The sequence below is a fragment of the Streptomyces sp. DG2A-72 genome, assembly GCF_030499575.1.
Lineage (GTDB): Bacteria > Actinomycetota > Actinomycetes > Streptomycetales > Streptomycetaceae > Streptomyces.
In genome coordinates this window covers 8004729-8028641 of the sequence record NZ_JASTLC010000001.1, presented here as the reverse complement: position 1 = coordinate 8028641, position 23913 = coordinate 8004729, and the positions used below count along the sequence as shown (strand labels likewise).

Sequence of the window (23913 nt, the reverse complement as noted above, 5' to 3'; positions counted from 1 at the left end):
GGTTCAAACAGCGAACTGAGCACATCCGAGGGGCATTTGGGAGTCAGCACAGCAACACAGGCCAGACCTCCGGAGGTGGGCGGCGCCAACGCCGCCCACCTCCGGGCCAATGCGCCGCAGGCGTCAGTGACGGTCCGCTGCCGAGGAGTACACGGCCTCGACGGGGACCTCGGCGTCGGCGCCGCCCTTCTCGACCACCAGGGAGTCGCCGGCCGACGGCCTGCCGCCCTCCGTGAAGAGCATGGCGACCGCGCCCACGACGCACACCACGGCGCCGACCCAGATCGCCGGCACCAACCCGTCGACGAACGGGGCGGGCGCGCCCAGCTCGCCGTTGGCGACGAACACCGCCGTCAGGACGGCGACTCCGAGCGCACCGCCGATCTCGCGCAGGGCGTTGTTGGCGCCGGAGGCGACACCCTGCTCCTGCGGACGGACCGAACCCATCAGCACGTTGGCGACGGGGGCGTAGAACATCGCCATGCCGACGCCGTTGAGGATCATCGGCCCGAGCTGAGCGCCGTACGACACGTCCGTGGTCGCGACCGCGGCCCACCAGCCGAGGCCGATGCCCTGGATGAGCAGGCCGGCCACCACGATCGGACGGCCGCCGATCTTGTCGGAGAGCATGCCCGCGATCGGCGCGACAATGATCGGCGCACCGGTCCACGGCAGCATCCGCACCCCGGCCTCCAGCGGGCTGTACCCCTGGAGTTGCAGATACTGGGTGAGCAGGAAGATCGCCCCGAAGTTGCCGAGGGCCATCAGCAGGCTGGCCGCGTTGACACCGCTGAAGGTGCGGTTGCGGAACAGCCTCATGGGGAGCATCGGTTGCCGCGTCCACATCTCCCAGACCACGAACGCGACGGTCAGCGCACCGCCGCCGACGAGGCCGGCCAGGATCACCGGGTCGGTCCAGCCGTCGGCGTTGCCACGGATGACGGCGTAGACGATGCCGACCAGACCGACGCTGATGAGGGCCGTACCGACCACGTCCAGACGGGAGTTGGGGCCGTGGCTCTCGGCCAGCTTCCAGCGGGCGAGCGGCACGAGCAGGACGCCGATCGGCACGTTCAGCCAGAAGATCCAGCTCCAGGAGACATGCTCGACGATGGAGCCGCCGATCAGCGGACCGGCCGCGATCGCCAGGCCGTTGACCGCGCCCCACACACCCAGCACCACTCCGCGGAGCTTGGCCGGCACGGCCGTGATCAGCAGCGTCAGGGTGAGCGGCATGACGATCGCCGCGCCGACGCCCTGCACGGCACGGGCGATGATCAGCTCGTTGATGCCGGGGGCCAGCGCCGCCGCCGCCGAGGAGGCGGTGAACAGGCTGAGGCCCAGGATGAACATCCGCCGCCGGCCGTAGCGGTCGCCGAGCGAGGCGCCGAGCAGGAGCAGCACGGCGAAGGTGAGCGTGTACGCGCTGACCGTCCACTCCAGCGACTCGATGCCGCCGCCGAGGTCTTCCGAGATGGCCGGCAGGGCCATGATGATGACGAGGTTGTCGAGCATCGCCATGAATCCGGCCAGGCCGGTCACGACGAGAACCCACACCAACGATCCGTTCTTGCGACCGCTCTGGGCGGCGTGATCGACAGCCATGACTTCCTTCCTCCTTGAGCAGTGAGCCTGAGTAGCGAGCTTGAGTAGTGAGTAGTCACTAATTTTCTGGGGCAGGAAGCGGCGCTTCCACGCAACCCCGATGCGACTGCCGGCCCCTCCCTCGCGATCCCGGGGCCGGCCCGCCTCCAGGCGTCAGTCCCTGGAGCCGTTGAAACTCCCCGCGAGGGAGGATCCGGCGCCCTTGGCGTGCGACGCCTCGTCGTCCTGCGGCTGATCGTCGAGAACCTGCGGTTCGAAATGCTGTTGTACGAGCATCGCGAGCCGTTCCTCCTGCAGGCCGGCCCGCAGCCGGCCCGCGCCCTCCAGCGTCACGAGCCCGTGGAGCGAGGCCCAGACGACTTCGGTGAAGGTCTCGGGATCCCGGTTCCCCGCCACCTCGATGAGGGACGACTTCAGTTCGTCGAAGCAGCGGACCAGATCCTCCGGGGAGTCGGGTCCACCGAAGGCCAGATCGGTGTTCAGCATGAACATCGCCTCATAGAGGGTGCGATTGGTGGACGCGAACCGGGTGTAGCACCGCGCCGCCGCCTCGAACCTCGCCCTGGGCGAGCCGGCCGCCGCACGCGCCTTCTGCAGCGCGTCGGCCATTTCCCCGAAGCCTTCCAGGGCCACGGCGCGAACGATGTCCTCCTTCCCCTTGAAGTGCTTGTAGAGCACCGGCTGGCTGTACTCGATGTGGTCCGAGAGCCGCCTCGTCGTGACCGCGTTCCAGCCCACGGACTCGGCGAGTTCGCGCGCCGCCGAGATGATCAGTTTTCGGCGCTGCGCCTGTTCACGTTGTCGACGTTCGTGTACGGACATGACCTGACGATAGCAAGGACAGGAGAATTGTCAACGCTAGCGCTAGCGCCACTCGCACTGCTAGCGTTGATAACATCAGCCTCGAGGCAGAAGGAACCCACCACGATGAATCTTCGCAAGCTGGGCAGCCAGGGCCTGACCGTCTCCGCACAGGGACTCGGCTGCATGGGAATGACATTCGCGTACGGCCCCGTCGACGACACCGAATCGATCCGCACCGTGCACCGCGCCATCGAACTCGGGGTGACCCTGTTCGACACGGCGGACATGTACGGCCCGTACGAGAACGAGCGGCTCCTCGGCCGGGCGCTGAAGGGACGCCGCGACGAGGTCGTCGTCTCCTCCAAGGTCGGCAACGAGATCGACGACAATGGCGGCTTCACCGGCAGGGTCAACGGCCGCCCCGAGTACCTCCGCAAGAGCATCGACGGCACGCTGGACCGGCTGGGCGTGGACCACCTCGACCTCTACTACCTGCACCGGGTGGACCCGGACACCCCGGTCGAGGAGACGACGGGCGCCCTCGCCGAGCTGGTCGCCGCCGGCAAGGTGCGACACCTGGGCCTGTCCGAGGCCTCCGCGGAGACCATCCGGCGGGCCCACGCCGTGCACCCCGTATCGGCCGTGCAGACCGAGTACTCGCTGTTCACCCGCGACGTGGAGAACGACGGCGTGCTCAAGGCAGTCCGGGAGCTGGGCATCGGCTTCGTCGCCTACAGCCCCCTCGGCCGGGGCTTCCTGTCCGGGCGCATCAACAGCGTCGACGACCTGCCGGAGGTCGACTTCCGCCGTATCGCCCCACGCTTCCAGGGCGAGAACTTCGACCGGAACCTCCAAGTCGTGCGAAAGGTCAAGGAGTTGGCCGCCGAGAAGCAGATCACGCCGTCCCAGCTCGCGCTCGCCTGGGTGCTCGCGCAGGGCGAGGACGTGGTGGCGCTTCCCGGCACCAAGCGCCGTACCTACCTGGAGGAGAACGTGGCGGCGTCCGCCGTCGCACTGACCGCCCGGGACCTGGCGGCCCTGGACGCGATCGCCCCGCACGGCATCACCGCCGGCGATCGCTACCCGGCCGAGCAGATGGTCTTCCTCAACGGCTGACGGACCGGCCCATACCCCAACTCGTCCGAGAGGAGAGAGAGATGACGACAGGAGGCGCCCGCCGTGTGCTGATAGCGGGCGGGGGCATCGGCGGTCTGGCGGCCGCGCTGGCGCTGCAGCGCAAGGGCTTCGACCCGCTGGTCTTCGAACGCGCCGAGGAACTCCGCGACGGCGGCGCCGGTCTGCACGTATGGACCAACGGTGTCCTCGCCCTGGACCATCTGGGCCTCGCCGACAAGGTGCTGGAGATCGCCCCGGCCCAGCAGACCGCGCGCTTCAGCACCTGGCGCGGCGAGACCCTCGGCAACTGGCCGATAGGCGACTTCGTCCAGCGGTACGGCCGCCCGACCATCGCCGTCGAGCGCTCGGTCCTGCACGGCGTGCTGCGCGAGGCCCTTGAGGAGACCGGCGCCGAACCGGTCCGCACAGGCGCTCATGTCACCGGCTTCGAGCAGACCTCACGGTCCGTCAGCATCCGCTTCGCGGACGGCACTTCGGCCTCCGGCGATGTGCTGGTCGGCGCCGACGGCATCCACGGGTCCGTGCGCCGCGGCCTGCTCGGCCCGGCGGCCCCGCGCTACAACGGCTACGTCGCCTGGCGCGGCCGCGCCCCCATCGAGCACCCGGAGATCCCGCCGGGCACGTTCAACGCGATGTTCGGACCCGGCACCCGCTTCACCTACTACGACGTGGCGCCCGGCCTGGTCCACTGGATGAGCGTGGCCAACGCGGCGGCCGGGGGGCAGGACGAGCCCGGTGTGCGCGACATGCTCCTGCGCCGCCACGAGGGCTGGGCGGGCCCGGTCGCCGACATTCTCGCCGCGACCCCGGAGGACTGGATCATCCGCGGCAACGTACAGGACCGCAAGCCGGACAAGCGGTGGGGCGAGGGCCTCGTCACGCTGCTCGGGGACGCCGCGCATCCCATCACCTTCAACATCGGCCAGGGCGCCTGCCAGGCCCTGGAGGACGCCCTGGTCCTCGCCGAGCACCTGGAGCGCGACCGCGGCAACCCCGCCGCCGCGCTGCGCAGGTACGAGGCCGAACGCCGGGCCCGCACCGCCCCGATGCAGCGCATCGCGTACTGGATCGGGCGCATGGGCGCCGTCGAGCACCCCCTGGCGATCCGGGCCCGCGAGGCCTTCATGCGCCGGAACTGGAACACGCGCGCCTTCTCCGCCGCCGAGAAGGAGCAGGTCGCGTACGGAACACGGTGGACCCGCACTCCGCAGCACATCTGACCCTCCCCAGATCCCGAGAGGACTCATGACCATGGCTCAGCAGCAGCTTCCCCCCGCGCAGGACGACTACTTCTTCTCGTCCTACGCCGACGAGTGGTGGAACGACAGCTCCAAGATGAACCCCCTCAAGTCCTTCAACCCGTACCGCTTCGAGTACTTCGACCAGTTCGTGGAGGGCTCCTGGGCGGACAAGCGGGTCCTGGACGTCGGCTGCGGCGGCGGCTACACCTGCGAGTTCCTGCACCAGCGGGGCTCGCGCGTGTCGGGCATCGACCCGTCCCCGCGGCTCGTCGAGGCGGCCACGCGGCACGCCAAGGACACCGGCAAGGACATCGAGTACTCGGTCGGCAAGTCCGAGGCCCTGCCCTACGCCAACAGCTCCTTCGACATCGTGACCTGCGTGGACGTACTGGAGCACGTGGAGAGCCCCGGGCTCGCGATCAGCGAGATCCACCGGGTGCTGGCGCCCGGCGGTGTGTTCCTGTACGACACCATCAACCGCACGTTCCGCTCGCGCGTGATGATGATCTGGCTCCCTGAGCGGATACTCGACATCGTCCCCAAGGGCGCCCACGACTGGAACGACTTCATCACGCCCACCGAGATGATCGCCTACCTCGGCGCCGCCGGCTTCACCCCTCTCGGCCGCCTCGCGGGCCTCGCGATCCGCGGCCAGAACAAGGACGGCAGCCTGAAGATCAACCCGACCCGCGACCTGTCCTCCCTGTACCTGGGGGCAGCGCGCGCCTGATGGCACGACCTGCGCCGAGGCGCCCCGGAAGGGTTCCGGGGCGCCCGTCCCTCGCCCGGAATGTGCTACGCCAGCTGCGACTGGACCTCGGAGGAGATCAGGTCCAGGTGGTCCAGGTCGCCGAGGTCGAGGATCTGGAGGTAGAAGCGCCGGGAGCCGGTCTCGGCGTAGCGGCCGATCTTGTCGACGACCTCGGCGGGGGAACCGGCCAGGCCGTTCGTCTTCAGCTCGTCGACCTCGCGGCCGATCGCGGCGGCACGGCGGGCGACCTCCTGGTCGTCCTTGCCGACACAGGCGACGAGGGCGTTGGAGTAGACGATGTCGTCGGCCTTGCGCCCGGCCTGCTCGGCGGCGGCACGGACCCGGCCGAACTGGCGCTCGCTGTCCTCGACGGAGGCGAAGGGCATGTTGAACTCGTCGGCGTACTGCGCGGCGAGGCGGGGCGTGCGGGTGGCGCCGTGGCCGCCGATGAGCACCGGGATCTTCGGCTGCGCGGGCTTGGGCAGGGCGGGCGAGTCGGTGAGGTCGTAGTACTTCCCGTGGAAGTCGAAGGTGCGGCCGACCTCCGTGGCCCACAGCCCGGTGACGATCTCCAGCTGCTCTTCGAGGCGGCCGAACTTCTCCTTCGGGAACGGGATGCCGTACGCCTTGTGCTCCTCCTCGAACCAGCCCGCGCCCAGGCCCAGTTCGACACGGCCACCCGACATCTGGTCGACCTGCGCGACCTGGATGGCGAGGACACCGGGCAGCCGGAAGGTACCGGCGGTCATCAGCGTGCCGAGCCGGATGCGCCGCGTCTCCCGGGCCAGACCGGCGAGGGTGATCCAGGCGTCCGTGGGGCCCGGAAGTCCGTCGCCGGAGCCCATCTTGAGGTAATGGTCGGAGCGGAAAAAGGCATCGAATCCAAGATCCTCCGTGGCCTTGGCAACCGCGAGGAGGGTGTCATAGCCGGCGCCCTGCTGGGGCTCGGTGAAGATACGCAGATCCATACACCCATCCTGCACGCTCCGACCCCTGCAGCGCCCCGAAGGGGCGCGGGGCTGCATCTATATGCGGCTCCGCCGCGTGGGCGCGACCAGCCACAACGGACCCGTAGACGATCGACGGCCTTAGTGACACGTTCCGCGGAGCGCTCAGCCCGCCTCCCGCTCCGGTAAGGCCTCCCCCGTATCCCGGTCCGTCAGCCGCCGCAGCATCTCCCGAACCCGGTCACGGGATTCGTCCGCCGCGTCGATCGCCTCCATGCACTGCCAGTACGTCGCTTCGTCGTCCGCGGACGAGGCGATGCCGACCAGGGCGATACCCACCTCGCCGAGCAGACCGCCGAGGTACATCAGCGCCTGCCGGGCGTCGCCCAGTTCGGTGAGCTGGGCGGCGCGCAGGTCGGTGTCGGGGACGTCCGGGCGGTCCAGGACACCGCAGCCTCTGCCCGCGAGTTCGGTCAACCCCAGTGCCTCACCCCGCAGTTCGGGTGGGCCCAAGACCGCGAGGCGGCTGCCTATCGCCTGCGCGAGGGCCTGTGCCTGCCACGCTTCCGCCATGGTCTGTGGCGCCTCGCCGCTCCCCGCGAGCGCGCGCCTGCTCGTCACGATGAGCCGCACCGCGTCCATGCGCTGCCCCAGTCTGTCCCGACGCGCTCGTCGCGCGTTCGCCCGAACTCCACTGTCCACTACCCAGAGTGAGGTCCGATGAGACAAAAAGCCAGAGGAAGACGGAAATCTCGGACAACAAATCGGATTCTGGCGGGTTCTTGACTGCGGAGAGTGAAAATGGAGCCGTCAACTCCCCCGGGTGTCCTACTCGTCCCGCTCCCCCGCCGCCGGGAACCTCCGCTCGTTCCGGTCGATCTTCGCGTCCAGCGCGGCCAGTGGGTCGATGCCGAGGACCTCGCAGAGCTGCAGCAGATAGGCGAGCACATCGGCGACCTCGTCGGTGACCCGGTGCGCGGTGTCGGGCTCGTCCATGACCCCGGCCGATTCCTCCGGCGTCAACCACTGGAAGATCTCGACGAGTTCGGAGGCCTCCACGCTGAGCGCGGCGACGAGGTTCTTGGGGGTGTGGTACGGCTGCCAGTTCCGCGCGGCGGCGAACTCGGCCAGCCTGCGCTGCAGTTTCGCCAGGTCCAGGTCGTCAGTCACGCGTCAAGGTGTACCACCGTGACGCCGTCCGTCCCCGCGGCCCAGGACGCGTCGCTCACCGCGCCGAGGAGGCGGATGTGCCCGCGCTCGCACATCCGCGTCGCCAGCCGCAGCAGCCCGTCGCGCTGCCGTGGGTCCAGGGAGCGGTCGAGACCGTCGGCGAGGACGGTGAGCGTCTGCATGGCGGCGGGCACCTCTCCGGCCGGGTCGACTTCGAGGACGCCGGGCCCGGTGAGCAGGACCAGCGTCAGCGCGAGGTGCCTCAACTCGCCGTCGCCGAGCCGTTCGAGGGCGGTGCGCGGGCCGTGGCCCCGGTCGAGTACGGCGCGGACCGTGCCGTCGCCGAGCGGTTCGGCGAGGACGTCCGCGACGGGTCCCGCGCATCCGGCGCGCACCGCCGCGACGAGTTGCGCGTGCCGCCGGCCGCACTCGGTGCGGGTGCGCCACAGGACGTCGGCGAGGTTGTCGCAGCCGCCGAGGAGCCGGCCGGAGCCGAGCGGCACGGGCCTGCGCATGCGGTCGGGCCGTGGGTCGCAGGCGAAGACGGAGCGCAGGGCGACGACCATCTGCTCGGCGGCGGCGAGGACGCGGCGCTGCCCGTCCGTCTTGCCGGCCACCCGCAGCGGCAGCAGCGCGGTACCGAGCCGGTCGTCCGGCAGCGGGGCGCGGGTGACGGGCGCCGATCCAGCCGTATGCCAGGCGGCCTGTACGGCACGGCGCCCGGGGTCGCGCAGGGCGGTCTCCAGGAGGACGAGCCCCCCGGCGCTCAACCGCTCGCCCACGATGCGCAGTTCGGGCTCGGCCTGGACGGCGACATCCAGCCGGACCGGACCCTCGGGACCGTCGGCCGTGCAGCCGATGCGGAAGCCGCGGCGGCGCTGCGCGTCGGGCCGGGCCCGCTCGGGAACGCAGGCGACCGGATCCGGGAACACCTCACCGAGCTCCGCCCCTCCACCGAGCCGCGCCAGCGCCTCGTACGCCCTGAGCGCACTCGTCTTCCCGCAGCCGCTCCGGCCGGCGAACAGGGTGAGCGGCCCGAGCGGAAACCCGGCCCGTCGGTGCCCGGCGAACGCCGACAGCCGCAACTCGGTGACACAGGGCCGGTCGGGTCGGTTCCCGCCGGTTGCGGGGGCGCAAGAAGGCGAGGACGAAGAGGACGCCGAAGACCTGGGAGTCCCCGGCGACACGGATGACGCGGGCATATCCGGACCGTAGGGCTCCGTCCGTCAGCCGAACCGTTCCGCCCCGTCCGGCTTCCTACGATCGGGGGACCGGCGCGGCCTCACGGGCCGGCCACGCCTTCCATCAGGCCGCTCACCTCGGTGCCCGGCGGCGTCAGCAGGAACACATTGCGGTCGACGCGGTGCATCCCGCTCGCCAGGCCGAAGACAACGCCGGTGCTGAAGTCCAGGACGCGCTTGGCGACTTCGGTCTCCGCTCCGGTCAGGTCGAGCAGCACCGGGACGCCCGCCATCAGCGTCTCGGCGACCTCGCGGGCGTCGCCGAAGACACTCACCCTCAGGACGACGAACCGGCGCCGCTGTTCGGTGACCGCGTCCGGAAGCGCACGGTGGTCCACCGCGGACGGCCAGGCATCGCGACCACGCAGCGGTACGACCTGGGCGAGCCCTTCCCACTGTTCATCGGTGACGTCATGACCGTTCACCGGTTCCCCCCGAACTGACTCGCCTTCAATGCCTGCACCAGCCAATTCTTACGCCACGCCACCCGTTCGGCCCAACCGCGACACGGTCCCGCGCCCGGCACATGACAAGCGTCACTCTTGTCCGGACCCTGCTGGCTCGCCTCCTCTTACAGGGCACCGCGTCCGGCGCGGCGCAGCGTCCGCTGGGCTGGTTCAGCCGGTCTGCGAGCCCTTGGAAGGGCTGGCGTCACCGGGGTCCTCCGGGTGTGGGGCCTTGTCACCGGTCCCGCGCCCGTCAAGGCGGTTGTTCGTCCGTTCACGGCCGAGAAGGTGACTCACGGCTGTCCCCCGCTGGCCCCGCCCCTGCCGCGGGTGGGGCACGGCGCCCTCGGCCACCCTCGTGAGCACGGGCGCGCCGGTCGGTGGCGACCATGGTGTGCCTCGGTTTCGGGCTGCTGCCGTCGTACGGCCGACTCGGCTACCCGGCGATCGTGGCACTGGCCCTGCTGGTGCCGGTAGTGGTGCGCTGGCCGCGGAGCGGGCGGGGCGGGCGGCTCGGGGCAGCCGGGGGTGGCGCGGGCCGCGTGTCTGGGGGCGGCGTGCGCGGCGCAGCAACTGCCGTGGTTCCTGGCGCCGTTCCTGCGGGCCGGGATCTACGCCCTACGGCGCGGGGAGCCGAGATCGCGGGCGGCGACGCTGGTGCTGCTCAAGATCGTCGGGGTCGCCGCCACCGTATGGCTGCTGATCAACACGTACTTCGTGGTGAGCGAGCCGGCTGACTGGGTCCGGGGCATCGCGCTGCCGTTGACGCAGAGGCGTCGCAGCCGCGTGCGCTGTCCGGTGCCGGGCGCCGTCCGGCGCGGATCGCGGCGACGGTGCTGCTGCTCGCCCCGGCGCTCGCGAGCGCGGTCCGGGCGGCGACGGGGACGCCGCCGCTGCGGATGCAGGTGACCTCGGTGCGGCGGACGTCGGCCGACAGGCTCTCCCTGCTGAACCTCCGCGTCACCAACGCGGGCGGCAGCGCCCTGTCGCCGCACTTCATGCTCACCACGGGCCAGGGCACGCACCCGCAGGGTCGATCGGGCGAGGCCCGGCGACCCTGCCCGTACCGCCGTACCGCAGACGCTGTCGAGTGCGGATGTGCGCCTGCGGGTTGGAGGGTTGACGTCCCGTCAGGCGGCGGTGCGGACGAAGCGGAGGGTGGCGGCGACCGTCGTGAGGCCGCGGATCATGCCCAGTTGGTTCCAGCCCATGCCGAACTGGTCGCGGTTCACGGAGAACTCCGTGTCCAGGGTGAGCGAGTCGGCGTCCGAGCCGATCAGGCGGGCGGTGAAGGACTGGGGGCGGCTGATGCCGCGTACGGTCAGCTGACCGACGACGTGGACCTTGTCGCCGTCGCGGAGTTCGGCGCCGCGGACCGCGAAGGTGATCTCGGGGTGGTGGTCGGCGTCGAAGAAGTCGGCGGACCGCAGGTGCGTGTCGCGCTTGGCGTTGCCGGTGTCCAGGGTGGTGGCGTCCAGGGTCACGGTGCCGACGGCGGACCCGTCGGGCCGCACCTCGCCCTGGCCGGTGACGGCGCCGAAGGTGCCCTTCACCGTGACCAGGCCCCACATCGTCTTGTGCCGGAGGGCGACGGTGGAGGCGGTGGTGTCGAGCTGCCACAGTCCGGTTTCCACGGCGACGGTCATGATCGTTCCCTGCTTTCCTGATGACTACCTGATGATTCAAATTTGGATGACCTCACGCTAGCCGACTATCCAAATCTGAACAACCCCTCGGTCCAAAAATGGACAACAGGTACACTCGAATCCATGGCCGACTCCGACGCACACCCCGCCGACCTGCCCGAATGCCCCTCCGCGCAGGGTGGCGGACTGCTGCCCGCGGAGCTGCGCGCCTGGATGGTCCTGCTGGCCGCGACAGGAGCCGTGGAGCAGCGACTGCGGGCCGTGGTCAAGGAGCGCCTGGACGTCTCGCACGACGAGTTCCTGGTCCTGTGCCTGCTGGCCGAGCAGCCCGAGACAGGTCTGCGCATGACCCGGATCGCCGAACTCCTGGGCCGCCCCAAGACCCGGCTCACCTACCAGATCGCCTGCCTCCAGCACGCCGGCCTGGTCTCCCGCAGATCGGTCTGCGGCGACAAGCGCGGCATCGAGGTGACCCTCACGGACAAGGCCCGCCGCCTGCTGTCGGAGGCCTCCGGCGGCCTCGCCGACACGGTCAAGGAGGCCCTCGCCCAGTTCATGGGGGCCGACCAGCGGGAAGCCATGTGCGGTCTGGTGCCAGACCTCGTCCAGGAGCCTGAAGGCCACTGACGCCCCGGTTGTCCCGAGGAGCCCGGGGTACCCGGCTGCCCACCGCAGCCGAAGGAGCGCCCCATGGCCGTGTCCGACCTGCCCGCACCCGTCACCCGCCGGGGGACCGCGCCGCCGGTCGACGGCGGTGGCCTTCAGGAGGCGCTGCGCGCACGCGTCGACGGGGAGGTGCGGTTCGACGCCGGGAGCCGGGCCGCGTACTCGACCGACGCCTCCAACTTCCGGCAGACCCCGATCGGCGTGGTCGTCCCCCATGCCCCCGAAGCGGCCGTGGAAGCGGTTGCCGTCGCGCGCGAGTACGACGCACCCGTGCTGTCCCGGGGCGGCGGGACGAGCCTGGCCGGGCAGTGCACCAACACGGCCGTGGTGATCGACTGGTCGAAGTACTGCAACCGCCTGGAGTCCGTGGACACCGACGCCCGCACCTGCGTCGTCCAGCCCGGCATCGTGCTCGACGACCTCAACCGGCGACTCGCGGGCACCGGTCTGCGCTTCGGACCCGAACCCGCCACCCACATGAACTGCACGATCGGCGGCATGATCGGCAACAACTCCTGCGGCGCCACCGCCCAGGCCACCGGCAAGGTGGTCGACAACGTCGCCCGCCTGGAAGTGCTCCTCTACGACGGCACCCGCTTCTGGTGCGGCCCGACCGACGACGAGGAGTACGCCGAGATCGAGCGGCACGGCGACCTCCGCTCGGCGGTCTACCGGCGGTTGCGCGCCCTGCGCGACACCTACGCCGACGAGATACGCAACCGTTTCCCCGACATCCCGCGCCGCGTCTCCGGCTACAACCTCGACTCACTGCTGCCGGAACACGGTTTCGACGTCGCCGGACTGCTGGTCGGCAGCGAGTCCACGCTCGTCACCGTGGTGCGTGCGGAGTTGAAGCTGGTGCCCGTGGTGAAGGAACGGACGCTGGTCGTGCTCGGGTTCACGAGCGTCGAGCGCGCCGCCGACTCGGTGCCGGAGATCCTGCCGTACGAGCCGATGGCACTGGAGGGCGTCGACTCCAAACTGATCCGCGACGAGCAGCTCAAGAACCTCAATCCGCAGGCGATTTCCGAACTGCCCCAAGGCAAGGCCTACTTGATGGTCGAGTTCGGGGGCGACACGCTCGAGGAGTCGGACCAGCGGGCGCATCGCATGCTGGCCGCGCTGGACGAGAGCGAGCACGATCCCGAGGTCGCGTTCGTGGACGACCCTGACCGCGAGGAGGAGCTGTGGCAGGTCCGCGAGGCCGGGCTCGGCGCCACCGCGCACGTCCCGCACCGGCCCGACACCTTCGAGGGCTGGGAGGACTCCGCCGTTCCGCCCGAACGCCTCGGTGACTATCTGCGCCGGCTGCAGGACCTGATCGAGGAGTTCGGCTACCGCAGCGACACCGGCCCCAGCCTCTACGGCCACTTCGGGCAGGGCTGTGTGCACACCCGGATCCCCTTCGACCTGTACTCCGCCGACGGTGTGGCCGCCTACCGGCGCTTCATGGAACGGGCGGCCGATCTGGTCGCCGAGTTCGGCGGGTCCTTCTCCGGCGAGCACGGGGACGGGCAGAGCCGGGGCGAGCTGCTGGCGCGGATGTTCGGGGAGGAACTGGTCGAGGCGTTCGGCCGGCTCAAGGCCGTGTTCGATCCGCGGGACCGGATGAACCCCGGCAAGGTCGTGGCGCCGTACGGGCTCGACGAGCATCTGCGGCTGGGCGGCGACTGGGCCCCGTACGACCCGCGCGATCTGCACTTCCGTTTCCCGGACGACGGCGGGTCGTTCGCCGAGGCCGCGAACCGGTGCGTGGGCGTCGGCAAGTGCCGCCAACTCACCAACAACGGCGGCGCGGTGATGTGCCCCTCCTACCAAGTCACCCTGGAGGAGGAGCACTCCACGCGCGGACGGGCCCGCCTGCTGTTCGAGATGCTCGACGGGCACGGCGACGGCGCGATCCGGGAGGGCTGGCGGTCGGAGGCGGTGAAGGACGCCCTCGATCTGTGTCTGGCGTGCAAGGGGTGCAAGAGCGACTGTCCCGCCGACGTCGACATGGCCACGTACAAGGCCGAGTTCCTGGCCCACCACTACGCGCGCCGGCCATGGCGCAGGCCACGCTCCGACCTGACCATGGGCTGGCTGCCGGTCGTCGCCCAGGCGGTGGGCCGCACGCGGCTGGGGCCGATGGTCAACGCCTTCACACACCTGCCACCGCTGTCGAAGGCGGCCGTGGCACTCGCGGGGGTCGAGGAGCGGGAGCTGCCGCGGTTCACCGGTCGCACCCTGCAACAGCGGCTCACCCGGCACAGGCCGTACGGCGACGGGGCGCGCGGGACGGTCCTGCTGTGGCCGGACACCTTCACCAACTTCTTCCACCCGCACGTCGGTCAGGCCGCCGTCCGGCTGCTGGAGCACGCGGGCTGGCGGGTCGAGCTGCCCGGCGAGCCACTGTGCTGCGGGCTGACATGGATCTCCACCGGGCAGCTCAGCGTCGCCGAACGGGTGCTCGGGCGGACCGTCCGCCGCCTCGCCGGGCATGTCCGCGACGGCGGCCTGGTCATCGGTCTCGAACCGAGCTGTACGGCCGTGTTCCGGTCGGACGCGGCAGAGCTGTTCCCCGGTGACCGGGATGTGCGCAGGCTGCGCGAGCAGACCGTGACGCTGGCCGAACTGCTCACCGAGCACTCCCCCGGCTACGAGCCCCCGCGGCTGCCCGGCCGAAAGGCGCTGGTCCAGGTGCACTGCCATCAGCATGCGGTGCTGGGGTGGGACGCCGACCGGGAGTTGCTCGGCCGGGCGGGAGTCGAAGCCGAGCGGCTGGAGTCCGGATGCTGCGGACTGGCCGGCAACTTCGGGTTCGAGCGGGGGCACTTGGAGGTGAGCAAGGCTTGCGCAGAGCGGGTGTTGTTGCCGCGGTTGCGGGAGACGGATGCGGGTGTGGCTGTTCTGGCGGATGGGTTCAGTTGCCGTACGCAGATCCATGAGTTGGACAGTGGGGGGCATGAGGGGGTGCACTTGGCGGAGTTGCTGGCGTCGGGGTTGCCTCGTATGTGAGGGGCCGGCGGCGAAACCTCGCGGCAACGGCTCCAGCCGCACAGGGAAGGCATGGAGTGCGAAGCCGTATGTCCCATGTGATCCATGTGGCTCATATATGCGGCGCGCGTCACTGCGCGCCGGCCGCCTCCCGCTCGATCTGCTCGAACTGCGCGCCCATCGCCTCGGCCAGCGCGTTGGCGGCGGACAGCGGACGGACCATGACGGTGAGCTCGTCGATGCGGCCCTCCTCGTCGAAGTGCAGGAAGTCGCAGCCCTGGAGCTGCTTTCCGGCCACGGTGGCGGTGAAGACGAACGCGTGGTCGCGGCCGTCGGGGTTGGCGATCTCCAGGACGTAGGTGAAGTCCTCGAAGACGCGCAGGACACCGCGCAGGATCGCGGCGGTGATCGCCTTGCCCGCGTAGGGCTTGAAGACGACGGGGCTGGTGAACACGACGTCGTCGGCCAGCAGCGCCTCCACGGCTGCGATGTCACGGTCCTCGACGGCCTTGCGGAAGGGGTGCACGAGATCACCTCACAGTAGATTACTCAACAAGTTGAATAAGCGTATCGGGTGAGGTCCCGTCGGCATCGGATTACCTATGGCACGCATTGGTTTCCTCATTGGATCGCTATGGCAGGCCCGCCTACGGTGGACGCATGTCAAAAATCCTCTTCGTAGTAACCGGTGTCGACCACTGGACGCTCGCCGACGACTCCCGGCACCCGACCGGCTTCTGGGCCGAGGAGGCCGTCGCCCCGTACGAGGCGTTCAAGGCTGCCGGTCACGAGATCGTGGTCGCCACGCCCGGCGGCGTCGTACCGACCGTGGACCGGGCCAGCCTGGCGCCGGAGTTCAACGGCGGCCAGGAGGGCGCCGACCGGGTCGCGACCGCACTCGCCTCGATCACCGAGCTTCAGCAGCCGGTCAAGCTGGAGGACGTCCGGCTCGACGATTACGACGCCGTCTTCTACCCGGGCGGTCACGGCCCGATGGAGGACCTCTCCGTCGACGCCACCTCCGGCAGGCTGCTCATCGACACCCTGGACTCCGGCAAGCCGCTCGGCGTCGTCTGCCACGGTCCTGCCGCACTGCTGGCCGCCGTCCGGGCCGGCGGCGAGAACGCCTTCGCGGGTTACCGGGTCGCGGCCTTCACCAACGCCGAAGAGACGCAGTCCGGTTTCGCCGACAAGGCGAAGTGGCTGCTGGAGACCCGTCTCGTCGAGGCCGGCGTGGACGTCCGGGTCAGCGAGCCCTGGGCGCCGCATGTGGTCGTCGACCGCAACCTGGTCACCGGACAGAACCCGGCCTCCGCCGCCCCGGTCGCCACCGAGCTGCTGAAGAAGCTGGCCTGACCGGGCAGGGCCGCAAGCCATAGCCGAGAGCTAGGCTCATCGCTATGAGGCATAAGGATTCCAATGGCCCCCACGGGTCCCGCGAACCCCGGGACCCGGACGGGGCGCCGCACTCCCCGCCCCCGCCGCTGGACCTGAACCTCGTCCGTACGTTCCTCGCCGTCTACCGCTCCGGCTCCTTCACCGCCGCCGCCCAGCTGCTCGGTATCTCGCAGCCGACGGTGACCACGCAGGTCAGGGCCCTGGAACGGCAGTCGCGGCGCGAGCTGTTCGCCCGGCTGCCGCGCGGCGTCACGCCGACGCCGTACGCCCATGACCTGGCGACCCGGATCGCGGGCCCGCTCGACGCCCTGCTGGCCGCCGCCGGCCACGACCCGGCGGAGGCGCCGGCCACCGCTCCGGTCCATCTGGCCGGTCCCGCCGAACTCCTCTGCGTCCGGGTGCTGCCCGCGCTGGCACCGCTCGTCGCGGACGGTGTGCAGATGCGGATCACGCCGGGCCTGACCGACCCGCTCCTCGACGAACTGCGGTCCGGCCGCCACGACCTGGTCATCGCGACCACGCGCCCGCGCGGCCGGACGCTGGCCGCGATGCCGCTGCTGGACGAGGAGTTCGTCCTCGTCGCCGCGCCGAAGTGGGCCGAGCACCTCGCCGGCCGCCTCACCACGGAGGGCCCCGGCGTCCTGCACACCGTCCCGCTGATCACGTACGCCGAGGACCTGCCCATCGTCCGCCGCTACTGGCGCCATGTCTTCGAGCAACGCCTCAACTGCCGCGCCGCCGTCACCATGCCCGACCTGCGCGGCGTCCTGGCAACGGTCACGGCGGGCGCGGGCTTCACGGTCCTGCCCCGCTATCTCTGCGCTGCCGAACTCGCCGACGGCGCACTGGTCCTGCTGCACGAGACGGACGATCCGCCGATCAACACCGGCTATCTCGTCCAGCGCCCGGGGACACCGGAGAATCCGGACGTCGTACGGGTACGGGAGCGGTTGCTGGCGCTGGGTCCCACGTGGTGACGTCCCGGGCTTCGACGGCGTACGCGCTCACAGCCTGTCGTCACCGCAACGCGCAGGTCACCCGGTAACTGCCGGACGGAATCCGGCAGTTGGCTGTCCCGTCCGCGTAACCCAGATACTTCACCCCGGGCACACGAGCAAGCGGTGTCCGTCCTTCCCGCACCGATTCCGGATCGGCCGTCGGGACGCGCCAGGTGGCCGTCGTGCTGGGCGGGACCACGGACCGGTGGGTGAACGTCGCCCCCGTGACGCGCTCCACTCGCTGACGATCTCGCCGTAGGGGGAGACGTCTGGCGTCGGCCCCGGGCAGGCGAGCGCAGGTGCCAGCCGAAGCGGGCGGCGCGGCATACGCCGTACCTCTCCCCGTCGTCACCGCCGCCGCGACCGCCGTACTCACGCTCACGGCGAGCACAGCGAAAATTGAACGGGCATTGAAACTTTTCAAAACCGGAACGTCAGTTCATCGGCCGATCGCCGTAGGGGCGCCGTGCGCAGGACGCGACGACCACGAAGGGCCACAGGGCCTGCATCGCCGTCACCAGACGCTCGGCGGCTCCGATGGCACCGTCGTCCTGCTGCATCTCGATCAGAAACCAGAGTGCGGCGAGACCCATCAGCGCGGTCGCCGCGAGGGAGGGCCCCGGCCGCAGGCCCCAGGGTGCGGCCGCATCGCGCACGGCGGCCAGCACCGGCCACACCGCCAGGAACGTGAAGCCGACCACAGCGACCGAACCGTGCCGCAGCGAACCCCCGCTGCTCGGCGGCGGCACCAGCGCCACCACCAACGCCGCCAGTCCGCCCCCGCCGAGCGCCACACGCCCGGCGAACGCGGCCGGCCGCAGGCCGCAAGCGGTGAGCAGATGGCAGACCCCCAGCGCGAACAGGGCCGCGGTCATCACCCAGTACCCCGACGCCCCGTAGGCCCCCAGCACACTGATCGTCTGGGTGGCGGGGTCATAGGCAGGCCCCTCGAGCAGCGCCGCGGCCGACCAGCCGCCGATCAGCACGAGAGGCGCACACGCCGATGACAGCAAGGCCCACCATGGCACAAGTCGCATCAATACACCGTAAAACGGCACATCCTAGCTCACACTGACCCCCGGAGCGGCCGAGAAGGTCGTCGTCACCTTCGAGGACCAGCCGTAAGCTGCCCGGTCGCGAGAGGCCCCGACGACCGCCTCACCCCGCCCGCTCACCCCGCCCCGTCCGGGCCGTACGACCGCCCAGGTCTCCACGCCCCTGGACCTGGTCGCCGACGTTCCGGTCAGCCAGCCCGCTCGCGTCGTATCTCGCACCGCCGGCCGTGCGGCGCCTGGACCGGCCTGGACACCACGGTCGCCTTCGGTCTCACGAGGCAGGGCCTGACCAGCACGGTCCTGCACGACATCGACGGCCCGGTCGGCCACGCCCAGCAGATCCCGACGGTCCGACCGCTGCCGGGGTGAGCGCGTCGAGGACCGGTCAGGATTCAAGAAGCGCCGGTCACCGAGCCGCGCTTAGCGTGAATGCCATGACCTCCATCGATTGCGTCACCCTCGAGGTGGCCGACCCCACGGCCGCCGAGCGCTTCTACACCGATGCCTTCGGCCTGGGCAAACAGGTACGTCTGCGGGCCTCGGAGGAGCCGACGTCCGGCTTCCGCGGCTTCACGGTGTCGCTCGTGGTCTCCCAGCCGTCGATAGTCAATGGCCTGTTCGGCGCCGCCCTGGCCGCCGGCGCCACCGAGCTGAAGCCCGCCAAGAAGTCGTTGTGGGGTTACGGCGGTGTCGTACAGGCCCCCGACGGGACGATCTGGCAGCTCGCAAGCTCGTCGAAGAAGGACACCGGCCCGGACAGCCGGCAGATCGATGAGATCGTTCTCCTCCTTGGTGTCTCGGACATGGCCGCGACCAAGGCTTTCTACGTCGACCGCGGCCTCAAAGTCGCGAAGAGCTTCGGCAGCAAGTACGTCGAGTTCGACGCTTCGTCGAGTCCCGTCAGACTTTCGCTGTACGGACATCGCGGCCTGGCCAAGGTCGCCGGAGTCCCGCCGGAGGGCAGCGGGTCCCACCGGCTCGCGATCGGCGGCGACGCCGGGACCTTCGCCGACCCGGACGGGTTCGTGTGGGAGCCCGCGGCTTGAAGTTCCGAACCCATGTGGAGCCCCCGGAGCCCATGAAGGGGCTGGAGGTACCGCCCACCGCGTCGGCACCGGCACCGGCGGCCCTCTTGGTCGAGCCCGAGGACTTCGCCCGCGCCCTGGACGCAGACCCGGCCGCCCGCGACGCCTACGACCGCCTGCCTCAGGGCCGCAAGCGGCAGCATGTCCTCGCCATCGACAGCGCGAAGAAACCCGAAACGCGACTGCGGCGGATCGAGAACGCCCTGGCGGAACTCAGGGACGGAGCGGGCCGGTAGCCACCGCGCGCCAGGTCCGACCCGCTGCCCTATTCGCAGGTGATCTCGTTGCGCGGCGTGTAGTGGGTGCGGAACGGCTCCCGCTTCACCTCTTGGCCACCATCGCGGAAGACCCGCTCCACGGTGACGTCGAAGCCCTCCAGCGGAGTCTGCGGCACGCACTCCTTGTCGGTGCTGACCTTCTCCTCCGGCTGCTTCACGTTCGTACGCGGTCCCGTCACCGACTCGATCTCGTCGTACTTCTTGGTGCCGAGGAACGTGATGGTCACCGAGGTGTCGGTGGACTCGGCCTGGATGTAGATGGCGTTGCCGGAGTCGTTGGTGAACCTCAGGTCCAGGCTGCCCCAGGCGACCGTGGCCTCGCGGCCCTCCGGGTAGCGCTCTATGTAGAAGGAGTGGGCGCCGTACTCCACGGGCTTTACCCCGGCGAAGAACACCGCGTTGAACATGGTCGTGGCCACGGCGGAGACACCGCCACCGGGCGCTTTGGTGAACTGGTCGTCGAGGATCATGATGCCCTCGACGAAGCCGTTGGCCTCGGTGCGCTCGCCCACGGTCCGGTTGAAGCTCCAGGTCTCGTCCGGCATGACGACGGAGCCGTTGATCAGTTCCACGGCCCGGCCGATGTTCTTCGTGCGGTACGGGGCCGGTTCGAAGTTGACGGTGAAGGACGACATCTTCTCCTTCAGCCCCAGCCGCGCGGCGTTCTCGCGGGTCACCTGCGGCTGGGTCAGCCGCGTGGCCACCTCGCCGGTCCGTGCGGTGCCCGACTTGGTGAGCAGCGGCAGTACGGCCTTGCTCAGCGCCTTGTCGGTGACCTCCTGGCCGGGGCGGCCGTCCTCGGCCACCGCGACCTTGTCGCCGTCGAGGCGCAGCACGGCGTTCTCGGCCCTGGCGGGCAGGTCGGCGAGGGACTGGGCCACCGCGGGGGCGGCGCGCAGGCCCTTGCCGTCCAGCTTCGGGGTCAGGCTGCCGGTGCTGTCAGGCCGCATCGTCAGGTATGCGCCCAGGACGGCCTGGTCGATCGTGAACCGCTTGCCGCCCGCGGTGAGCGTGACAGGGGCCGACATGGCCGGCTGCGCGAACTCGCGCACCGCCCGCCGCACCTCCTCCGCCGTGACCTTCGGCTTCGTCTCGCGGGTGGGCAGCGCGGTGGTGGAGCCGGCCTCGCCGCGCAGGAAGGCGGTGCGCAGGGGGTCGACCGCGGCGTCCACGTCCAGCGCGTGGCCGTTGCGCGGAGCGACCTGCCGGACCTGGCCGTCCGCGAAGGTGACGCCACCGTTGCGGACCTTTTGGTCGAGGGACCTCGCGAGCTTTCCGAGGGCGGAGTGGGCCTTGTCCTCGTCGACGCGTACGACCGGCTCGACGGCGCCGCCGGAGCGGAAGAGACCGCCGATCACGCTGAACGGATCGGCGTCGCCGGTGCGCGCTGCCCGGTCGACCGTTTCCTCGATGTCGAAGGCGATCCCGGCCCGCTGCGGATCGACCGTGCCCCTGCGGTCACCGACCGTCACGGCCAGGTCCTGCGACGCGGCCTCCCCCAGGCGCTCCTCCAGCTTCTGGGTGGCCTCCGCGCGGGTCAGGCCCCCGATGTCCACACCGCGCACCGTCGTACCGGTGTCGATGTCCCCGCCCGCGAGCAGCAGCCCGGCGAGATACAGGCCACCCACACCGACGGTCAGAGCGCCGCCGGCCAGGGCGAGAGGCGGAACGGAGGGTATTCGGGGGCGCATGGGTCTCCTGGACGATGAATGGGACGGTGCACCGGAGGACGCGACACTGCGCACAGGGCAAGCGTCCCAAGGTAGCCACAATCGGACCGAAAACGCATATGTCCCACGTCACGCGGGGGCTCCGGAGCAACCGCACAGTGCCGCCGCCCCGTGTGTTCTCCACGGTCGAATCGCCGTGATGGTTCAATCCGCGAACACAGAGATCGGTTCCCCCTCAGCACCCGAGATCGATTCGGCCTCGGCGCCCGGCTCCGAGCCGTCGCCCCCAGGACGGGACAGGACCGGACAGGACCGGACAGGACCGGCGGCACGAAGGACAGCCCGTGCTGAGCCGCCGGTATGCTGAGGCGGCTGCGGCACCCCCCACCATCACCCGTTCCCACGCGGTGAGTTACGGCCTGCGGCGACCGCGACGTCTCACGGCAAGAGGATGACAACAGGTGCTGATGGCGGGCCGCTACCGGCTGGACGAGTCGATCGGACGCGGTGGGATGGGGGAGGTCTGGCGGGCATACGACGAGACTCTCGCCCGGCCGGTGGCCGTCAAGCTCCTGCTGCCCCAGGAGACCGACCCCACCGCCACCTCCCGTTTCCGGCTGGAGGCGCAGACCGCGGCCCGGATCGACCACCCGAACGTGGTCGGCGTCCTGGACTTCGGCGAGTACGACGACCGGCTCTTCCTGGTGATGGAACTCGTCGAGGGCGACAGCCTCGCCCGCGCGCTGGCCCAGTCGGGCGCGCTGCCCGCCGACCGCGTGGCCTCGATCGCCGCGCAAGCCGCCGCCGGGCTCGCCGCCGCGCACCGGCAGGGCATCGTCCACCGGGACATCAAGCCCGCCAACCTGCTCCTGGACGCCGACGGCACCCTCAAGATCGGCGACTTCGGCATCGCCCGCTTCCTCGACGACCCCGGCGCCGCGCTGACGGCCACCGGGCAGATCGTCGGCACGAGTCTCTATCTCGCCCCCGAGCGCGCCCTCGGACAGCCGGCGGGCCCGGCCTCCGATGTGTACGCGCTGGGCTGCGTGCTCTACCAACTCCTCACCGGCCGCCCGCCGTTCCAGGCCGACACCGCCGTCGCCATCCTGCACCAGCACCTCGACGCCGCCCCCGTACCACCCCGCGAACTGGGCATCCCCGGTCTCCCGCCCGCCTTCGAGAACTACCTCCTCGGCCTGCTCGCCAAGGACCCGGAGCACCGGCCCACCGCCCAGCAGGCCGCCGAATGGTTCGCCGACGGCGCCTGGCTCGGGCGCCCAGAACCGCTCCCCGACGCGACACCGGCCCCCCGGCCGGGGGCACAGCAACTGGGCGAGACCAGCGCCCCGACCACGTACGCACTGCCCTCCGTCCAAGGCAGCGCCACCGCCGGCCGGTCCCGGGCACGCCGTCCGGAACGACCGGCGCTTCTCACCCGCCTCGCACGTCGGCCGCGTGTGGCGGCCACGGCAGCCGCAGCCGTGCTCTTCGTGGCCGCGATGGTCCTCGGCGTGCTGTGGTTCGCCCCCGACAACACCGCGGCGACGGGCACGGAATCCGAGCCGTCGCCCCGTACGAGCGCTCCCGCCTCCGCCTCTCCCCCGGCATCGAGCCCGGCTTCCACCGCCGCCCCGAGCCCGACGGCAGAGCCGAGTGACAGCCGGGAACAGCGTGACGCCGAGAAGCCGGAGCGGGAGAAGCGACACGACGGACGTCAGGATGAGGAGGGGGACGAGGAGGGGGACGAGGACGACTGACGGCGGCCCGATCAGCGGCACGGGTCAGTGCTGCTCCGGATCGAACTCCAGCACCTGCGTCAGCCGGATGTTGTTGCCCGACTGGTCCCGGAACGATGTGTCGATCCCGTACGGCTGGACCGTCGGCGGGTCGTTGAACTCGACGCCACGGGCGGACAGTTCGTCATACGCGGCCTTGCAGTCGTCGGTCTCCAGGAACAGCGTGCCGCCCGCGCCCTTGGCCACCAGATCCGACAGCTGGGCACTGCTCGCCTCGTCCAGCATCGGTTGCCCCGGTATCGGCATCAGCACCAGCGCCGGACCGTCCCCGCCGGGCGGACCGACGCACAGCCACCGGAAACTCCATGCCTCCATCCGCACGTCCGCCCGGACCTCCCAGCCGAGTTTGCCGGTGTAGAAGTCCAGCGCCTCGTCCTGGTCGTGCACCCAGAACTGCGCGTTGGCAATTTTGATCGTCGTCATGGTCGCTCCTCGGTCGGTTGCCTGGAACCGACGCTAGGCAGCGGGCAAGGCCGTGTCTTCTCGAAATGTGCGGTTCTGCGGCCGTCCGTACGCCATCGCCACACAGCGCGGGATACGCACATGCCGTGCGGCGGGCGGATGGGCCGCACGGTAGGCCTGCGGGGTCATCCCGTACATCCTGCGGAAACTCGTCGTGAACGAACCGATGCTCCGCACCCCCACAGCGACGCCGATCGCGGCCACCGTCCAGTCGGTTGCCAGCAGCAGGGCGGCGGCGCGCTCCAGGCGGCGGGTCAGCAGGTACTGGTGCGGCGACTCGCCGAACGCGGCCTTGAAGCAGCGGCTGAAGTGGGCCGGGGACAGCGCGGCGGCCGCAGCCATGTCGGCCACGGTGAGTGCCTCGGAGTAGTGGGCGTCCACGAGATCCCTGGCGCGGAGCAGATGACGAGCGATCGGAACATGGGCCACGGGACCATTGTGCGGTCGCCGGAATGAGGGGCCTCATCTCCGCGGCTCCCCTCTTCGACGTGCGGCCACGAATGGCTGTCGGCATGTTGCCGACGACGATCGCCGCTGGGCA

Annotated in this window: 24 protein-coding genes and 1 pseudogene; 11 read left to right on the top strand and 14 right to left on the bottom strand. The window is 70.6% G+C overall.

Annotation, left to right across the window (positions count from 1 at the left end):
* Positions 1-123: 123 nt before the first annotated feature.
* Positions 124-1605 (bottom strand): DHA2 family efflux MFS transporter permease subunit, encoded by a 1482-nt coding sequence (locus tag QQY66_RS38160; protein ID WP_301984920.1) that lies wholly within the window; start codon positions 1603-1605, stop codon positions 124-126.
* 153 nt (positions 1606-1758) lie between these two features.
* Positions 1759-2427 (bottom strand): TetR/AcrR family transcriptional regulator, encoded by a 669-nt coding sequence (locus QQY66_RS38155; RefSeq protein ID WP_301984919.1) that lies wholly within the window; start codon positions 2425-2427, stop codon positions 1759-1761.
* 105 nt (positions 2428-2532) lie between these two features.
* Here QQY66_RS38155 and QQY66_RS38150 point away from each other — a divergent pair, with 105 nt between their 5' ends.
* The 3 genes from QQY66_RS38150 to ubiG are packed head-to-tail and all read left to right on the top strand — an operon-like array spanning position 2533 to position 5517.
* The gene (locus QQY66_RS38150) at positions 2533-3525 is read left to right on the top strand and encodes an aldo/keto reductase (protein ID WP_301984918.1); all 993 of its coding nucleotides are present in this window, start codon (positions 2533-2535) and stop codon (positions 3523-3525) included.
* A 41-nt stretch (positions 3526-3566) separates the two neighbouring features.
* The gene (locus QQY66_RS38145; protein ID WP_301984917.1) at positions 3567-4766 is read left to right on the top strand and encodes an FAD-dependent monooxygenase; all 1200 of its coding nucleotides are present in this window, start codon (positions 3567-3569) and stop codon (positions 4764-4766) included.
* Between the two features lie 31 nt (positions 4767-4797).
* Positions 4798-5517: a bifunctional 2-polyprenyl-6-hydroxyphenol methylase/3-demethylubiquinol 3-O-methyltransferase UbiG gene (gene ubiG / locus QQY66_RS38140; RefSeq protein WP_301984916.1), complete on the top strand. Its 720-nt coding sequence runs from the start codon at positions 4798-4800 to the stop codon at positions 5515-5517.
* Between the two features lie 65 nt (positions 5518-5582).
* Here the strand turns inward: ubiG and QQY66_RS38135 are convergent, their stop codons facing one another.
* The 6 genes from QQY66_RS38135 to QQY66_RS38110 form a co-directional block, all read right to left on the bottom strand.
* Entirely contained in the window at positions 5583-6506 is a 924-nt protein-coding gene (locus QQY66_RS38135; RefSeq protein WP_301984915.1) for an LLM class F420-dependent oxidoreductase, read from the bottom strand.
* A gap of 144 nt (positions 6507-6650) precedes the next feature.
* Positions 6651-7127, bottom strand: coding sequence for a DUF6099 family protein (locus QQY66_RS38130; RefSeq protein WP_301984914.1), 477 nt, complete (start codon positions 7125-7127; stop codon positions 6651-6653).
* Between the two features lie 186 nt (positions 7128-7313).
* On the bottom strand, positions 7314-7655 hold the full coding sequence (locus QQY66_RS38125; RefSeq protein ID WP_301984913.1) for a nucleotide pyrophosphohydrolase: 342 nt from the start codon (positions 7653-7655) through the stop codon (positions 7314-7316).
* Positions 7652-8857, bottom strand: coding sequence for an ATP-binding protein (locus QQY66_RS38120; protein WP_301984912.1), 1206 nt, complete (start codon positions 8855-8857; stop codon positions 7652-7654). The genes QQY66_RS38125 and QQY66_RS38120 overlap by 4 nt, the downstream gene beginning before the upstream one ends.
* An 80-nt stretch (positions 8858-8937) precedes the next feature.
* Positions 8938-9321 carry a cell division protein SepF gene (locus QQY66_RS38115; RefSeq protein ID WP_301984911.1) on the bottom strand — a complete coding sequence of 128 codons (384 nt, stop codon included), beginning with the start codon at positions 9319-9321 and terminating at the stop codon, positions 8938-8940.
* A 1151-nt stretch (positions 9322-10472) separates the two neighbouring features.
* Positions 10473-10988, bottom strand: a complete 516-nt coding sequence (locus tag QQY66_RS38110; RefSeq protein ID WP_301984910.1) for a YceI family protein — start codon at positions 10986-10988, stop codon at positions 10473-10475.
* A 123-nt stretch (positions 10989-11111) separates the two neighbouring features.
* Between QQY66_RS38110 and QQY66_RS38105 the strand changes: the two genes are divergently transcribed.
* Positions 11112-11615, top strand: coding sequence for a MarR family winged helix-turn-helix transcriptional regulator (locus QQY66_RS38105; protein WP_301984909.1), 504 nt, complete (start codon positions 11112-11114; stop codon positions 11613-11615).
* Between the two features lie 63 nt (positions 11616-11678).
* Complete coding sequence (locus QQY66_RS38100) at positions 11679-14651, top strand: FAD-binding and (Fe-S)-binding domain-containing protein (protein WP_301984908.1); 2973 nt, start codon at positions 11679-11681, stop codon at positions 14649-14651.
* A 109-nt stretch (positions 14652-14760) separates the two neighbouring features.
* On the opposite strand, the gene QQY66_RS38095 is transcribed toward QQY66_RS38100, so the two are convergent.
* Entirely contained in the window at positions 14761-15156 is a 396-nt protein-coding gene (locus tag QQY66_RS38095) for a nuclear transport factor 2 family protein (RefSeq protein ID WP_301984907.1), read from the bottom strand.
* Between the two features lie 134 nt (positions 15157-15290).
* Here QQY66_RS38095 and QQY66_RS38090 point away from each other — a divergent pair, with 134 nt between their 5' ends.
* On the top strand, positions 15291-15986 hold the full coding sequence (locus QQY66_RS38090) for a type 1 glutamine amidotransferase domain-containing protein (protein WP_301984906.1): 696 nt from the start codon (positions 15291-15293) through the stop codon (positions 15984-15986).
* A 44-nt stretch (positions 15987-16030) separates the two neighbouring features.
* Positions 16031-17005 (top strand): LysR family transcriptional regulator, encoded by a 975-nt coding sequence (locus QQY66_RS38085; protein ID WP_301984905.1) that lies wholly within the window; start codon positions 16031-16033, stop codon positions 17003-17005.
* 40 nt (positions 17006-17045) lie between these two features.
* Here the strand turns inward: QQY66_RS38085 and QQY66_RS38080 are convergent, their stop codons facing one another.
* Positions 17046-17264, bottom strand: a complete 219-nt coding sequence (locus tag QQY66_RS38080) for a hypothetical protein (RefSeq protein WP_301984903.1) — start codon at positions 17262-17264, stop codon at positions 17046-17048.
* Positions 17265-17460: 196 nt separating this feature from the next.
* Positions 17461-18063, bottom strand: a complete 603-nt coding sequence (locus QQY66_RS38075; protein ID WP_301984902.1) for a DUF998 domain-containing protein — start codon at positions 18061-18063, stop codon at positions 17461-17463.
* 127 nt (positions 18064-18190) lie between these two features.
* Here QQY66_RS38075 and QQY66_RS38070 point away from each other — a divergent pair.
* The 3 genes and pseudogenes from QQY66_RS38070 to QQY66_RS38060 all read left to right on the top strand — a co-directional run.
* Positions 18191-18450 (top strand): annotated as a pseudogene (locus QQY66_RS38070) (thioesterase family protein); the annotation flags it as partial.
* A 65-nt stretch (positions 18451-18515) separates the two neighbouring features.
* Positions 18516-19127 (top strand): glyoxalase, encoded by a 612-nt coding sequence (locus QQY66_RS38065; RefSeq protein WP_301984901.1) that lies wholly within the window; start codon positions 18516-18518, stop codon positions 19125-19127.
* Positions 19124-19402, top strand: coding sequence for a YdeI/OmpD-associated family protein (locus tag QQY66_RS38060; RefSeq protein WP_301984900.1), 279 nt, complete (start codon positions 19124-19126; stop codon positions 19400-19402). Before QQY66_RS38065 ends, QQY66_RS38060 begins: the two co-directional genes overlap by 4 nt.
* A gap of 29 nt (positions 19403-19431) precedes the next feature.
* Here QQY66_RS38060 and QQY66_RS38055 read toward each other — a convergent pair whose 3' ends face one another.
* Positions 19432-21135 carry a VanW family protein gene (locus QQY66_RS38055; RefSeq protein WP_301984899.1) on the bottom strand — a complete coding sequence of 568 codons (1704 nt, stop codon included), beginning with the start codon at positions 21133-21135 and terminating at the stop codon, positions 19432-19434.
* Positions 21136-21575: 440 nt separating this feature from the next.
* On the opposite strand from QQY66_RS38055, the gene QQY66_RS38050 reads away from it, so the two are divergent.
* On the top strand, positions 21576-22871 hold the full coding sequence (locus tag QQY66_RS38050) for a serine/threonine-protein kinase (RefSeq protein ID WP_301984898.1): 1296 nt from the start codon (positions 21576-21578) through the stop codon (positions 22869-22871).
* A 24-nt stretch (positions 22872-22895) separates the two neighbouring features.
* Here the strand turns inward: QQY66_RS38050 and QQY66_RS38045 are convergent, their stop codons facing one another.
* Together QQY66_RS38045 and QQY66_RS38040 are read right to left on the bottom strand one after the other, a co-directional pair.
* Positions 22896-23333, bottom strand: coding sequence for a VOC family protein (locus QQY66_RS38045; protein ID WP_301984897.1), 438 nt, complete (start codon positions 23331-23333; stop codon positions 22896-22898).
* Positions 23334-23366: 33 nt separating this feature from the next.
* Positions 23367-23801, bottom strand: a complete 435-nt coding sequence (locus QQY66_RS38040; RefSeq protein WP_301984896.1) for a helix-turn-helix transcriptional regulator — start codon at positions 23799-23801, stop codon at positions 23367-23369.
* Positions 23802-23913 lie beyond the last annotated feature (112 nt).